This is a genomic window from Alkalihalobacterium elongatum (assembly GCF_019024285.1).
Classification (GTDB): Bacteria; Bacillota; Bacilli; order Bacillales; family Bacillaceae_F; genus Alkalihalobacterium; species Alkalihalobacterium elongatum.
This window is the reverse complement of record NZ_WMKZ01000023.1, coordinates 37,769-53,449: the sequence shown is the minus strand read 5'-3', so window position 1 is coordinate 53,449 and position 15,681 is coordinate 37,769. Positions and strand designations below refer to the sequence as shown.

At 39.8% G+C, this 15,681-nt stretch carries 11 protein-coding genes; 8 read left to right on the top strand and 3 right to left on the bottom strand.

The annotated features are described in order from the left end of the window. The first annotated feature begins 72 nt into the window (after positions 1-72). From ureA to GKP30_RS17805, 8 genes are all read left to right on the top strand, one after another. On the top strand, positions 73-375 hold the full coding sequence (gene ureA, locus GKP30_RS17840) for an urease subunit gamma (protein WP_216830823.1): 303 nt from the start codon (positions 73-75) through the stop codon (positions 373-375). Positions 376-423: 48 nt separating this feature from the next. After that, the gene (locus tag GKP30_RS17835; RefSeq protein ID WP_216830822.1) at positions 424-783 is read left to right on the top strand and encodes an urease subunit beta; all 360 of its coding nucleotides are present in this window, start codon (positions 424-426) and stop codon (positions 781-783) included. A gap of 5 nt (positions 784-788) precedes the next feature. After that, positions 789-2,504, top strand: coding sequence for an urease subunit alpha (gene ureC, locus GKP30_RS17830; protein WP_216830821.1), 1,716 nt, complete (start codon positions 789-791; stop codon positions 2,502-2,504). Between the two features lie 36 nt (positions 2,505-2,540). Continuing rightward, positions 2,541-2,984, top strand: coding sequence for an urease accessory protein UreE (locus tag GKP30_RS17825; protein WP_216830820.1), 444 nt, complete (start codon positions 2,541-2,543; stop codon positions 2,982-2,984). Continuing rightward, positions 2,926-3,666 carry an urease accessory protein UreF gene (locus tag GKP30_RS17820; protein ID WP_236035176.1) on the top strand — a complete coding sequence of 247 codons (741 nt, stop codon included), beginning with the start codon at positions 2,926-2,928 and terminating at the stop codon, positions 3,664-3,666. The genes GKP30_RS17825 and GKP30_RS17820 overlap by 59 nt, the downstream gene beginning before the upstream one ends. A 36-nt stretch (positions 3,667-3,702) precedes the next feature. Continuing rightward, positions 3,703-4,332: an urease accessory protein UreG gene (gene ureG, locus GKP30_RS17815; protein WP_216830819.1), complete on the top strand. Its 630-nt coding sequence runs from the start codon at positions 3,703-3,705 to the stop codon at positions 4,330-4,332. A gap of 2 nt (positions 4,333-4,334) precedes the next feature. Further along, positions 4,335-5,114, top strand: coding sequence for an urease accessory protein UreD (locus tag GKP30_RS17810; RefSeq protein ID WP_216830818.1), 780 nt, complete (start codon positions 4,335-4,337; stop codon positions 5,112-5,114). Between the two features lie 215 nt (positions 5,115-5,329). Next, the gene (locus GKP30_RS17805) at positions 5,330-7,330 is read left to right on the top strand and encodes a S9 family peptidase (RefSeq protein WP_236035175.1); all 2,001 of its coding nucleotides are present in this window, start codon (positions 5,330-5,332) and stop codon (positions 7,328-7,330) included. 386 nt (positions 7,331-7,716) lie between these two features. Here GKP30_RS17805 and GKP30_RS17800 read toward each other — a convergent pair whose 3' ends face one another. The 3 genes from GKP30_RS17800 to GKP30_RS17790 form a co-directional block, all read right to left on the bottom strand. Next, on the bottom strand, positions 7,717-9,831 hold the full coding sequence (locus GKP30_RS17800) for a methyl-accepting chemotaxis protein (protein WP_216830817.1): 2,115 nt from the start codon (positions 9,829-9,831) through the stop codon (positions 7,717-7,719). Positions 9,832-10,112: 281 nt separating this feature from the next. Then, on the bottom strand, positions 10,113-10,538 hold the full coding sequence (locus GKP30_RS17795) for an ASCH domain-containing protein (protein ID WP_216830816.1): 426 nt from the start codon (positions 10,536-10,538) through the stop codon (positions 10,113-10,115). A 787-nt stretch (positions 10,539-11,325) separates the two neighbouring features. Continuing rightward, on the bottom strand, positions 11,326-15,468 hold the full coding sequence (locus tag GKP30_RS17790; RefSeq protein ID WP_216830815.1) for a carbohydrate binding domain-containing protein: 4,143 nt from the start codon (positions 15,466-15,468) through the stop codon (positions 11,326-11,328). Between the last annotated feature and the right edge of the window lie 213 nt (positions 15,469-15,681).

Sequence of the window (15,681 nt, the reverse complement as noted above, 5' to 3'; positions counted from 1 at the left end):
TCCCTATTAGTAATATCAAATACGATAAACAAAACCTCACATATGATGTTAGGAAGGAGTGAACGAGTAAGCATGAAATTAACACCTGTTGAAATTGAGAAATTAATGATATTTACAGCTGGTGAACTTGCATTAAAGCGAAAAGCACGCGGACTCAAACTAAATCATCCTGAAGCTTGTGCAATTCTTAGCTGCTTTATATTAGAAGGAGCAAGAGATGGACGAACAGTAGCTGAATTAATGGAGGAAGGCAAAAGAGTCCTTTCTGCAGATGATGTTATGGAAGGCATCCCTGAAATGATTGATCAAATTCAAGTTGAAGCAACCTTTCCAGATGGTACAAAGCTTGTCACTATTCATGAACCTATTCAATAAATAATTTATTGCATAACGATAAGAACCAAGAATGTAAGGAGGTTTTCAATGATACCTGGTGAATATCGAGTAGCAAAAGGCCATATTGAATGCAATCAAAGTCGAAAAACAATCGTGTTAAGAGTTTCCCACACTGGTGATCGGCCAGTCCAAGTCGGTTCTCACTATCACTTTGCAGAAGCTAATCGATTTCTTTCCTTTAATCGAAAAGTTGCTATAGGGATGCGCTTAAACATTGCAGCAGGAACAGCCGTTAGGTTTGAGCCTGGGGAAGAAAAAGATGTTGAACTAGTTGAAATCGGTGGAGACAAAAAGGTATACGGTATTAATAATCTAACTGATGGATCAGTAACAGATGTAGATAACATTGCAGCTGTGATATCATCTAACGGATTTAAAGGTAGGTGAGGAAAATGAAGCTGACGAGAAAACAATACGCAAACTTATTTGGCCCTACAACTGGTGACAGAGTCCGCCTTGCTGATACTGATCTATGGGCTGAGGTCGAAAAGGATTACACCGTATATGGCGATGAGTGTAAATTCGGTGGCGGAAAAGTCCTACGTGATGGGATGGGACAAAATGGAATGCTAACACGTGATGAAGGCGTATTAGATTTAATTATTACCAACGCAACCGTTATTGATTACACAGGCATATATAAAGCAGACATCGGAGTAAAAGATGGGCGCATTTCAGGGATTGGGAAAGGCGGAAATCCAGACTTAATGGATGGTGTCGATCCTAATATGATTGTTGGAGCTAGTACTGAAGCCATTGCAGCCGAAGGACTTATTGTCACGGCTGGCGGGATCGATGCCCATATTCACTTTATTGCTCCCCAACAAATTAATACAGCGATCGCTTCTGGAGTGACAACCATGATTGGCGGTGGAACAGGGCCAGCGACTGGTTCCAATGCAACAACATGTACACCAGGACGTTGGAATATCCATCGTATGCTTGAAGCAGTCGAGGAATTCCCGATGAATTTCGGTTTTTTAGGAAAAGGTAATGCTTCTGCATTAGATCCTCTTCGAGAACAAATTCACGCAGGTGCTATTGGATTAAAGCTTCATGAAGATTGGGGTACAACACCTGCAGCCATCAATACATGCTTAACAACTGCTGATGAATTAGATGTTCAAGTTGCTATCCATACTGACACATTAAATGAAGCTGGTTTTGTTGAAGATACGATTGCCGCTATCAATGATCGAGTCATTCATACGTACCATACAGAAGGTGCAGGCGGCGGGCACGCTCCAGATATTATGAAGATTGCTTCCTTCAATAATGTTCTTCCATCATCAACGAACCCTACAAGACCTTTTACTATTAACACCATAGATGAACATTTAGATATGTTAATGGTTTGTCATCACTTAGACCCTAATGTTCCTGAAGATGTTGCATTTGCTGATTCACGAATTCGTCCTGAAACAATTGCTGCTGAAGACATTTTACATGACTTAGGTGTCATTAGTATGATCGCCTCAGACTCTCAAGCAATGGGACGTGTTGGTGAAGTCATTCTACGAACTTGGCAAACAGCAGATAAGATGAAGAAACAGAGAGGTTACCTCCCTGAAGATGCTGCAAATGAAAATGATAATACTAGAATTAAACGCTATGTAGCGAAATATACGATCAATCCTGCTCTTACTCATGGAATGGCACATGAGATTGGCTCTATAGAGATTGGAAAGTTAGCAGATATTGTTTTATGGGAACCTGCCTTTTTCGGTGTCAAACCAGAAATCATATTGAAAGGCGGTCTCATAGCACACGCACAAATGGGAGATCCAAATGCCTCTATCCCTACACCACAGCCAGTTTTCCAACGACCGATGTTTGCTAGCTTTGGAAAAGCACGTTTTGCAACTTCCATGACGTTCATCTCACAGTCCGCATTTGAAGCAAATGTCCATCATACACTCGGCCTACAAAAATTGATTGGGGTCGTTGAAAATTGTCGAAATATTTCTAAAAAGGATATGAAATGGAATGACGGCACACCTGAAATTGACATTAATCCCGAAACCTATGAAGTAAAAGTTGATGGAACACGAATTGAGTGCGAGCCATTTAAAGAAGTAGCTATGACACAACGGTATTTCTTATTTTAAACAATGAATAGAACATATATAAAGGAGACGAAAACTATGATCTTAAAAACAATTATTGGGAACGTAAAGGATATTGAAAATAATGAAACGATTGAATGGATTGAGTTGGATTGGGAAGAGTTAACGAAGCGTATTCTTAGAAAAACGACTAATAAAGGTCGAGAGGTAGCCATTACGTTTGAAAACGAAGACCATCATCTCCATGTTGGTGATATCGTGTATAAAGATGATAATGTGATGATTGCTATTCGTACAAAGCTTGAGCCTGCTTATGTCGTCAAACCTGAAACAATTGAAGAAATGGGTAAAATCTCATGGGAGATTGGCAATCGCCATACGCCTGCTGTCTACGAGAACAATGAGATCATTTTAAGATATGATGAAACATTAGTCCCTCTATTTAAAAAGGTTGGTGTTCAATTTGAAAAGACGGAAAGAAGATTTTCACAACCAATTAAATACAACGGACACCACCATTAATCCGAACATTCTTCATTTAATGCAAATACACGATTCGGCTTTTCCGATTGGTGCCTATACGCATTCCTTTGGGATGGAGACATTTATTCAAAAAGGATCAATCCATAATCGAGAAACATTGTTGTCATTTTGTAAAACATACTTACAGGCCAATTTAGCTTGTGGCGATGGCATTATTGTGAAATTAGCTTATCTTCATACGAAACAGGAAAATCTTGAAGCGTTGCGTGAACTCGATTTTCTATGTAATAGCATGAAAGTGGCTACAGAATCAAGAAATGGAAGTATGCGAATGGGCAGACAATTTCTACAAACGCTCTCCAATATCGAAGATGGAGATCTATTCTCATGGTGGAATCGTGAAGTTATTGAAAAAAGAACAAAGGGGCATTTTGCCGTCACATATGGAATTTATGCTGCCCTACTTGATATCCCTTTATCACTATCAATCTCAACGTTCTTTTATTCATCGGTTAGCTCTTTAATACATAATGCTGTAAGAGCGATACCGCTAGGACAAACTGACGGAGTAAAAGCAATTCATTCTTTGTTAGACGATTTTCAAAAAACAGCCCATCATGTTCTGCAACTAACAGAGGATGACCTTGCCAACAATTCCATTGGGATTGAATTAGCATCAATGGAGCACCAATTTTTATTTTCACGCTTGTTTATCTCTTAAAAAATAAACTTTGAATATAGAAAGGAAGATTTACTAATGAAACCAGTACGTATCGGAATTGGAGGCCCTGTTGGCTCTGGAAAGACAGCCTTAGTTGAACGCTTAACTCGCGCGATGCATAATGACTATAATTTAGCGGTTATTACTAACGATATATATACACGAGAAGATGCCGAGTTCCTAACCAAAAATGGTGTACTTTCACCTGACCGAATTATTGGAGTAGAAACGGGCGGTTGCCCTCACACTGCCATTCGAGAGGATGCGTCCATGAACTTTGAAGCAATTCGTGAACTCGAGCAACGTTTTGAAAACCTTGATATTATCTTTCTAGAAAGTGGCGGTGACAATTTATCAGCTACATTCAGTCCAGAACTTGTGGATGGCTTTATTTACGTCATCGACGTTGCTGAAGGCCAGGACATCCCCCGAAAAGGCGGCCCTGGAGTAACTCGTTCCGATTTACTCGTAATTAATAAAATTGACCTTGCACCGTATGTTGAGGTTGATCTAGACGTCATGAAAGAGGACGCAACCCGCGCTAGAGATGGTCGTCCGTTTATTTTTACAAATCAGAAGAAAGATATTGGGGTAAATGAAGTAATTGCTTGGATCAAGCACCAATTGCTCCTTGAAGATCTAAGAAATGAAACGATAGGAAGTTAAAGATGAACAACCTTTCTGGTCAGCTTTCTTTACACTTTACTCCCAAACGCGAGAAAACGAGACTCGTAAATTGTAAGCAAGTTCCGCCATTGAAAGCAGGTCGTGCTTTATACTTAGATGATAGTAATAAAGCGACGGTCTATTTAGTAGAAACATCAGGAGGAATGGTTTCTGGTGATGATAATCAAGTAGACGTGACTCTCGATGAAGGCAGTCACGTCTGCTTAATCCCTCAATCAGCTTTAAAAATATACCCTTCAACTTCAGATAGAGCCAGTACTCTTAAGACAACGGTAGAAGTGGGAAAAAATGCTGTTTTGGAGTGGTTACCAGAAACAACAATCCCCTTCCAGGATGCCATTTTCCACTCGGAAACAAACGTTTCTTTAACTTCGGAGTCTACGTTTTTTTATGGCGAGATCCTGTCTTCTGGTCGTGAAAAAAGTAATGAGTCGTTTCGATATAAGCGAGTTAAAACAGCGATGAAAATATACGTCGATGGTGTCTGCCAATGCTTCGATAGCACCAACCTAAATTGGTCAGAAGTAGCTCCTCAACAGATTGGTTTTTTTGAGATGGCGAGTTACTTAGGCTCAGTATGGTACTTCTCACCCGAGACAGACCACATCAACTTACAAGAATTATTATCCTCGTTTGAAAAGAGCAAAAATCACCGCGTCGGTGCAGCTACACTAGATGGCGGCTTAATCCACTTCCGTTGGCTCTCCAACGACCTGTGCCTGGTTAAGAAGGAAATGGAATTATTGAGAGAATCACTTTGATACCCCGAAAAACCTTGTTCCACAAAATGTTTCTCGAAACGAATCAAATAACAAGTAGAAGCTCACTTAAGGGTTGAGCTTCTCTTTTATGAATTAGGCACGTGGTCATCATATGTAATGTTCCTTCTATTTTAAATATACGAAAATAATTTTATTTTATTTCGAATCCCGAAATGTTAAGATAGAATTGTAGATTGCTAAATATGGAGGAATGTATGATGACTAAACGTCCAATAACAGCAGAAGATTTATGTAAATTTAATTTTGTAGGAGACCCTCAAGTGTCCCCTACAAAAGACAAAATAGCCTATGTTTTAACTCACGTCGATAAAGAGAAAGATGGCTATTATTCTTATATCTATGTAACTGACCTAAATGGAAACGGTAAACAGTTTACCTCTCATTATTCAACAGATAAATTAATAAAAGACACTGCTCCTAAGTGGTCTCCAGATGGAAGCTTGATTGCCTTCCGCTCAAACCGTTCAGGAAAAAATCAAATATGGCTTTTACCTATTGACGGTGGTGAGGCTGTTCAAATAACCGATGTGAAGCAAGGAGTTGGAGACTTTGCCTGGTCTCCAGATGGAAACCAGCTCGCCTTAACGATTACCGGTGAATTGAAGCTTACTTCTGATAAGGAAGAAGTAAAGGCCGAAGAAAAAAGTGATGTTAAAGTGATTACTAGACTTCGTTATAAAGGTGATGGAGTTGGTATTTACAACGACGACCGCAAACATGTTTATTTATTTAACATGGATACAAAATCTTTTACGAAGGTTACTAATGGAGAGCATGATTTCTCGCAACCTCGTTTCTCTCCAGACGGGAAAAGCTTATTCTATATTGGAACGAAGGCTGAAGATAAAGAGTGGGGCTACCTTCCTGCCATTTGGAAATTTGATATCTCTTCAAAAAAAGAGAGCCTTTTCTATCAAGGAAATGGGTATATTATGGCGCCTTCCTTCTCACCAGATGGTAAGTGGTTAGCTGTTGCAGGTCATACAAGAGGAGAAAGAAGTCAAGGTAACGCGAATGTCCTCCTACTTTCTGTTGAGACAGGTGCCTTAACAAATTTAACAGAAAGCTTTGATTATACGGTTAGTAACCTTGTTGGTGTGGATGCGAAGTATGACACAGCAGCGCTTCGATTAATTTGGGACTCTACTAGCACCAACATTTACTTTTATGCAACTGTTGGCGGAGACTGTCAGTTATTTAAAGTGAACCTAGATGGAGAGGTTTCACCTCCCCTCTCTCCTACTGTTGCATCAGTCACTTCATTTGATATCGTAAACGATAATCAAGCTGTCCTGACTCTTGCTACTCCTCATTCTACAGGGGATTTAGTAACTCAAGATTTAACTAATGTGAATAACATTAATACGTTAACAGCTTGGAATCAAGAGCTTTATAACGAGGTACACTTAAGTACCACTGAAAATTTCCACTACAAGAGCACGGATGGTTGGGATATTGAAGGATGGATTATGAAGCCTTATGGATATGAGGAAGGGAAAACTTATCCGATGATCCTTCAAATTCACGGTGGTCCAGCAACAGCCTATGGTAATGGGTTGCACCATGAAATGCAATTAATGGCCGCTAAAGGTTATGTCGTCCTTTACACTAACCCTAGAGGAAGCCACGGATATGGGCATGAGTTTGTAAATGCTGTTATCGGGGATTACGGCGGAATGGATTATAAGGATATTATGGCTGGTGTAGATTATGCTTTAGACAACTTTAACTACATCGATCACGATCAATTATTTGTGACTGGTGGAAGTTACGGCGGATATATGACAAACGTTATCGTTACGCGTACAGATCGTTTCAAAGCAGCCGTTACCCAGCGTTGTATTAGTAACTGGCACAGTTTTTATGGCACGAGTGATATTGGCTTCTTTTTTACTGAATGGCAGCATGGGCATGCAGACTTATGGGACGATGTAGAGAAACTAATCAAGCTATCACCTCTTCATTACGCCCGTGACGTAAAAACACCGACGCTCATTTTACACAGTGAACAAGACTTACGTTGTCCAATGGAACAAGCAGAACAATGGTATGTGGCGCTTAAACGTCTAGGTGTAGAAACAATGCTAGTCCGCTTCCCAGATGAAGACCATAACCTTTCACGCTCTGGTAAGCCAAAGCACCGGTTAGAGCGTTTACAGCATATTATTGGCTGGTTTGAGGATCGTAGGAATTAAGAATATTAATTAAAAATGTTTGGAGAAAGGGGGGGCAAAAGCTCCCCTTTTAATAAATCTAAGCTTAAAATTATATTGTATATAGTAAAAGAAAGTATAGCAGATTTCAGTCTTTTTTATTAAAATAGTTAAGGTATAGAATGTTTATATGATGATGGCAGCTATAGCTTTCACTGCCTATTCTCGGCTCCCATTGGAATAGGTGGAGCTAATACCTTATTAGAGACCTTCTTCTTCTATTAAAATGATCTTCTATACCCCTCAACAGATATTGAATACAACAACAAATCTTTTTCACCTAAACCTAATATCCATAGAACTCTACTTCTGTACAAACTTACGTTAAAAAAGGACTGAATACGATCCAGCCCTATACAATCGGTATTTTATAATCTAAACCTATTAATCATATCATTTAACTGTTGAGCAACTTTGCTTAGCTCAGTTGCCGATGCATTGATTTCTTCCATTGTCGCTAACTGTTCTTCGGTTGATGCAGCTACATTTTGCGAATTCATTGAACTCTCCTGGGCAATCTTTGATAGTTCATTCATTGTTGCAGCTACTTCCTCTGAATTTGCAGATAGCTGTTGTGATACAGCAGATACATCATGAATTTGGTTACTGACTTCATCAATAGATGACATGATTTCACTAAAGTCTAATCCTAAGCTTTCAATCACTCGTGTACCTGCTTCGACTTGCGAAGTCCCTTCTTCCATTACTTCTACAGCATGCGAGGTTAGGTCTTGAACTTGAAGGATAATTTTGGAAATTTGAGCAGTAGAAGTCTTCGTTTCTTCTGCTAGCTTACGTACCTCGTTAGCCACTACAGCAAATCCTTTTCCATGTTCCCCTGCTCTTGCTGCTTCAATGGCTGCATTCAGTGCTAGTAGATTTGTTTGCTCCGCTACGCCATTGATCAAACTCGTGATATTACCAATTTCTTTCGAATGGTTACTCAGATCATTGATTACTTGAGAAACATTCAGGACAAAATCTTTGATGATATTAAATTGATGTACTGATTCATTAACAGCATTACTTCCAGCTTTCGCTTTTTCTGTTGTTTTCGTAGAAAAGTCAGATACTGTTGCAGATGCCTCCGCAATCTTTTGAATTCCTTCAGCCATTTCCTCAGATGCTACCACACTTTCGGTTGCACTACTTACTTGTGTTTCTGCTCCATTTGCAACTTCTTCAATGACGGTTGCTACTTGTTTTACTGCATCCGTTGTTTGATCAATACTTGCTGTAAGTTCTTCAGATGATGCCGCGATTAGCTCCGATATTTCTTTATTACTTAGGATGATCTCTTGAAACTCGGTAGCCATTTTATTAAAAGCTTCTCCAATTTGAGTTGACTCATCTTTCGTTTCCAAATTGGTCTTAACAGTAAGATCTCCATTTGAAAACTGCTCCATTTTTTCCTTAATATGTGTAATTGTTAATCGAACACCAAAATAAAAAGAGACAAAGAAGTAAATGATTAATAATGTTACAAAAATTGAAATCGCGATAACCATGATCATTCTCGTTTTTAATTCACTAATTTGCTGGTCTAAGCGACTATCGATAACAACCATTCCCTTGTTCATTAATACGTACACGTTATCAAGTGATTCGGTAATTGTAGAAAAGAATGTACTGGGATCGACTTGGATTGACGAAGCATTTATTATTTGTTCTTCAATTAAGTGAATAGCTTTTTCGGCTGCTAACTCGGCGTCTCTATATTCATTTGCAAGTTGTCTTTCAACATCTGGACTAGCTGTAAATGCAAATGCTAATTTTCTATTCGTAGAATTAAGATAATTCTCCATTGTCTTTATATTGAATAACAAATCTAGTTGTTCTTTATCTGACATTTCCTTATTATTTACAATCGCAGTACCAATCGCACGTGACATCCCCATATATTCTGCCATATTAGGGAGATCCTCTAATAGTGAACTAACCAGAAATGAGTTGGCCTTTTCTGGATCTAAAATTAAGTTCGAAGTCGTTGCAATATACATCTGAAAATCTACTAGCTCTCTAATATATTTACTATGTACGGTAATCGATTCTTGAGAGTTATAGGAAAATACGTTGGAATGGATTCCGTTCCAATCTTGCTTCATCTCCTCCCACTTATGTTCCACAAGTAAATCCTTACCTAAGCGCTCATTAATTTGATCAATGTTCTGAATAACCTCTGTGATATTTTTCTGTCTTTGTTCCATATCCTCTTTAACCTGGGTTCCTCCTTGTAAGTACGTGACAGAAAGACCTCTATGTTGCTGGACAAATTGAACAAATTGACTTAATTCACTAATATATTCAATTCCTTCTCGTTCCTTCTCAGCAAAGGTAACTCTGTCATTGGCGTCATCTATCAAAAAGAATAATACGACAAGTAGTGGGACTAAAAATAATAGTAATATTAATCCAAACTTTTTTAGGTAGGTAAGCCTGTTCATGATGTGGACACCTAAGCCAAAGATCGATAATCTTCTCATTTCATTGTCTTCTCCTTCTGCGCACTCTAAGATCACGTATTTGTTAGAAGATCTATTACTTATTAACCAAATTCACCTAGTGTGCGGTTGAATATATATAAACATTATATAGAAGAAGCACTGTTGTAGATGTGAGAAAAGTCACAAAAATTAGTAGTCCCCACCCCTTTTATAGTCCTATGGTCTCTATACAGTTAATTCAGCAAATAAAAAACACCATCCATTATGAATGATGCCAGTAGTTAGAACTTCATTTTTGATTCTTCAGCTCTTAAAAAGAATTAAACATCATGCTCCCATAGCCCAAGTTTTCCTTTAGCTGGAATAAAGTGATCTAACATACGCATACCCTCAACGACCCAAACATAGCCGCCTTCAGGATAACCTCCTAAGAAGTAGTCATTACCAGATACTTGTCGTCCATCTTCTAAGACTGCCCAAGTTTGGTGGTTTTCCATTACCTTAAGGCACTCTTTAAGCTGGCATACTGCAATTATTTGCCCTGTTGGTAAATCCTGAACTGTATACCCGTGCTTGGCTAATAATGACTGTACGGCACGATGGTTACATACAGCCTTATCAATTTTTTTACTTGTATGTATCGATAAGGGCCCGCGATAATTAGTCTTCCAACTCCTCGTCTCATACTGGGCCTCCCGTAGAACAAAAAGGCTGGCCCAGGGCTGAATCATTGACAATACTTTCATGTTTCGTCCTCCCATCAAAGAGAGCTTGCTTTTAATATATATAGCTTCCCCAACTAAAATTTTAATATAAAGCAAAATGGTATTGGTAACTGAAGTATTGAGGGTTACGATTATTTATAAATCCACTTAGTTTGACTTTGTTATTCAATTACAATGTTTGTGATACAAAGGTTCCTGTTTAATGATGGAATTGACAATATGGATGGAGTCCCATTCCCCAGCAGAAAAAAACGTTATCGGATATTTTCTAGGAAACAGCTCATTATTAATTACCTCTGGGGTCTTCCCTCCCTCATACAGCTTTAATATATTTCCTTGTATGTCCAATAAATAATTTAGTTTGTTTTTTAATGCCGTTCTTCCATTGTTCATATGACCCGCGTGATTACAAAATACATCATCAAAGTCATAGGTTTCCTCTATCGCTTTTAAACGCGATTACTATACATCTCGTCTGTGTGAGCATCCCTGACCTTGCTTTCCCGCTGCAACAAAGTTTCACTGGAGTTTACAAATTTTATGGAGGATAAGGGTACAGTAAGAGATAGCCTCCCCTTCCACTCAAAACAACAGGCTGTTGAGAACACTTCATCAACAGCCTTAAGTATTTTAACAGAGGTTACCCCTTTTTCTTACAATAACCTTTCGATTCTCTAACAGTTAATTTTGGGTTCCTTTCCCCGACTCCTAATATGCGCACTTCTTTTCCATCCATTTCCTTATACTTACTCATTTTTGTCACATAAAACGAGAGTACCATTTAAATACGGCACTCTCGTTTTTCACCTTACATCTCTACTTGCTTTTTTCGTTTTCTTACCAAGTACAGAGTAGTACCTATAACAAGTAAGATCAAACCTATCGCTAGGTTATTATAGACGGCTGTAGCTGTATTAGGTAATTTGTTCTCTTTCCCTTTCTCACTACTCTTTTCTGTTTCTATGACCTCCATTTTTTCTTTTTCTTCTTTTTCTTTCTTTACAGTAGTCTCTGGAGCCGACTCTTCCTCTTTACCTGGTTTACCGCTTCCTGGCTCCTCTTTCTCTTTACCTGGTTCACCGCTTCCTGGCTCTTCTTCCTCTTTACCTGGTTCACCGCTCCCTGGCTCTTCTTCCTCTTTACCTGGTTCACCGCTTCCTGGCTCTTCTTCCTCTTTACCTGGTTCACCGCTTCCTGGCTCTTCTTCTTCTTTACCTGGTTCACCACTTCCTGGCTCTTCTTCCTCTTTACCTGGTTCACCACTTCCTGGCTCTTCTTCCTCTTTACCTGGTTCACCGCTTCCTGGCTCTTCTTCCACTTCCTCCACAGTGACCAGCCTTACATTATCGATGGTAATCGTGTAAGGAACTTCCAGTACAGCATCTTCTCCCGATCTTCCAAGTCCGAACAAGAACTTGTACGTTCCTTCTTCACCTACCTCAACGATAGATTCATAGGTTTGAAGTTCACTTCCCACTGTAAATGTCTGGATTGGAACTCCTGAGTCTGCTAACTCAACATAAACTGGACGCTCTAATTCAGATTTCATATCAAAGGCAATTTTGTACATGCCATTTGGTACTTCAATTCCCTCTTGGAACAATTGAATTTGCCACCAATCCCAACCTACTTGTTGGAGCGTAATATTTACGGCTTCATCAACTACTGAGAATTCAGCGAGACCTGCCCACTCCTCGTACAGACCTTGGTTATGAATATTCCAACCTTCAAGCAAGTTTTCCCCAAAGCCAAATTCCGTTGTCGATTTAAACGAGCCGTCAAATAACAAGTTTTCCCCAACTTCCCTCCACTGTTTTTCCGCAGGGTCTGCAGGGTCTGATGGCTCTGTAGGTTCTACAGGCTCTATTGGCTCTACTGGCTCTACTGGTTCTACTGGCTCTACTGGTTCTACTGGCTCTATTGGTTCTACTGGCTCTATTGGCTCTATTGGCTCTATTGGCTCCAATGAGTCACCTGGATTGCTCGGTTCTGACTCTTGATCGCCTGAATCATTCAAACCGCCAAGGGCTTCTCTCGCACCTTTCACTTCCAGTCTTACGTTATCAATAAAAATTTCATGTTCCTGTTCAATCGTAATACCAGCTACTCTTCCTACTAAAAATTTCAATCCAATTAAATCATCAGCTGGCATCTCAAACTCAAAGCTAAACGTTTGCATCGAGTCCGTTAAATCTATTATCCTATCAAAATAACGGTGGTAGCTTGGTGCACCATTATCCACTACCAACTCGAGTTTTCGCTCTAACGTAGATCTTGCCTCAAACGCTAAAACATAGGTCTGACCCTCATACATAGCGAGCTCTTCTTGTGATAGGGAGATATCCCAAGGATTTACACCTTCATGTTCGATGGTAATCTTCGCTTCTCCCATTTCCTCTACAAAGCTAGCTCGGGACGGTCCATCGTACAACCCTTGGTAATGCTCCTGCCAGCTAGAAAGTCCAGCATTAAAACCGCCGTTTACTAATGGGAACAACTTCTCCCTTTCTCCTTGAATCTCTAACTTCACGTTATCAATCGTAACCACGTGATCACCGATAGCACTGCCGTTTGCAACCTGGCCTAACAGATATTTCAAATCCACCGTGTCATCGGCACTCATTTGGAACTCAAACTGATACGTTTCCATGGAAGTAGACAATTCAACAACTTCAGAAAAATACCTATTGTAAGAAGCATTTTCCAGCACTACTTCGAGCTTGCGATCAATCGTCGAGCTTGCGTCAAATTTTATCACATACGTTTGATTCGAAAGTAGTTTCATATTGTTTTGCATCAAAATGACATGCCACGGCTCCCAGCCTTCGTTTTCAATACTGGCTTTAACCTCACCATCAACCACTTCAATCACTGCCGTTGAGGTTCCTGGCTCGTGGTCCCCTTGAATATGCTTTTCCCAGTTTGAAAAGCCATTAGAGAAATCACCATTTTTCAGTGGAAAAATAGCGTCGAAATCTAACACAGCATTGTTGTCTGTTATACGAACCATTGTAATATCGTCCAGAAAGACATTCTTATCACTTCCTCCAAAGAAAAAGACAAGCTGTCCTTCCACATCTGTGACATTAGGCATGGTAAATGTTACCTCAAAAGTTTCCATCCCTGTAGAAAGTGTCACTGGCTCAACTCCAGAGTAATTAATTGTTCCGTCTTTACTTAACAAAGCAACTTGGATTTCCCGTGGAGCTTCTGCTCGCCCGCTGAAAGTCAGTTTGTATTCATCATTTGCTAATAAATTGATCCCTTTTTGAACAAGGGTAATCTCATCTGGGCTAGCGCCTCCATCCACGATGGTTACTTCAAGCTCCCTCGTACTAGGGTCAACAGACGCTTTTGCAGTGGCACTATCCACATGGAAGTTCCAGTATGTCATTCTATCCATGCGACCTAAATCGAAGGTTCCATTATAGACATGATTCCCATTTCGTAACGGCCTTTTCACCCCATCCTCTTGATAAGGATCTAACGGGTCAATTTCCTCCACCTTAACATTCCCTATCCATACTGGATTGGTATTCAGTCCCATATTGAATTCCAAACGAGATGCTACATCCGTATCATGCTGCATCTGGAAAGCTAACTCATAGGATTGAAGCTCATTCGTCAACTTAAAATCACGGTTCGGAGAATAGGCTGTGTATCCGCGCTCTGGTCCACCACCTAGCTTCACGTTCAAATTACGGTCAGCTGTTGACTTAGCTTCAAAACTAAGCTTGTACCAACGTCCTTTTCCAAGCGTCACATTCTGAATGAGCTGAACGGAATAGGTTTGGCTACCACCTTGGGTAATATCCACCTTTGCAAATTGCTCCCCTTCAAGAGTGTCGATTTTCGCTATCCCTCTGCCATTAAAATCCGGCAAATAAACTAAATTCCAGTAAAGGTGGCCCCAATCATTTGTTAATTCTTGATTATTGGAAATCGTTGTGAACCCTTCTTTAAAATTCGGGTCATAAACATAATTTCCGTCTATGGCTATTTTTGCATTACTAGGAAGATCCACTACTTCAAAAGCTGGCTCTACCGGCTCTCTATATTGGTCTTCCTGTAACTCATATACTCGTACATAGTCAACTACCATTTCCCCAGGCAACGGAGTCGTTTCATCAGGATTTCCACCATACCAACCACCAACAGCAAGATTTAAAATAAGGTAAAACTCTTGGTCAAACGGTGCTGGATAAGCAAATTTAGCTGGATTACCAGTGCTTGTTGCACTCCAATTATCTAATGTTTGATATAACTCCCCATTCACATACCAACGAATTTCCCCTGGCTCCCACTCGACAGCATAGACATTGAAATCGGTTACATCTTTTCCTTCTGGAAAATAATAATCCTTAGCAGTATACGTGTTATTTGGCCATTGTCCGCCATAGTGAATCGCTCCACCAATTTTATGTGGAGTTGCCCCAGCGTTTTCCATAATATCAATCTCACCGGACGCCGCCCAGCCACCATACACGTCATCTTCAGGCATCATCCAAAAAGCAGGCCAATATCCTTGTCCAGCAGGGAGTGCCATTTTCGCTTCAAACCGACCATATTTCTGACTGAATTTACCTTGGGTATGAATTTTCCCAGAGGTGTAGTGATATGTCCCCGTGTCATCAGATACCGTTTCCTCTTTCGCTTGAATAATCAACTGTCCATTTTCCACACGCACATTATCTTCCTGATAGGATTGTAGTTCTTCATTCCCCCATCCAGGAATAAACGTGCCGTTATCATAAAAACCATTTCCAATATCATAACTCCATTTACTTAAATCTAACTGCTCACCTTCAAACGTGTCTTCCCAGACAAGTGACCAATCCCTTTCATCTCCGCCGCCACTGGTACCTTCCGCACTAGCAGTATTCTTGATAAAGTTGAAGTTGGAGCCAAGTAACAAAAATAATAAGAACAAACTAAACGATTTCTTTAGCATTCTAATTCTCCCTTTTTAATGTAAATTTTTATACTAACCTTACACATCCTGAAACTATGTACGGTATGGAACAACCTCATATCCATACTTAAGTCATGGAATAATAAAGTGAAACGCTCTGTACTATTCACCCCAACATTACGAAAGCGTTTTCGTATATTTCAAGAACTGACCATGGAATTGTAAGTGATGGGTTAAGAGAGAGACAGTTAC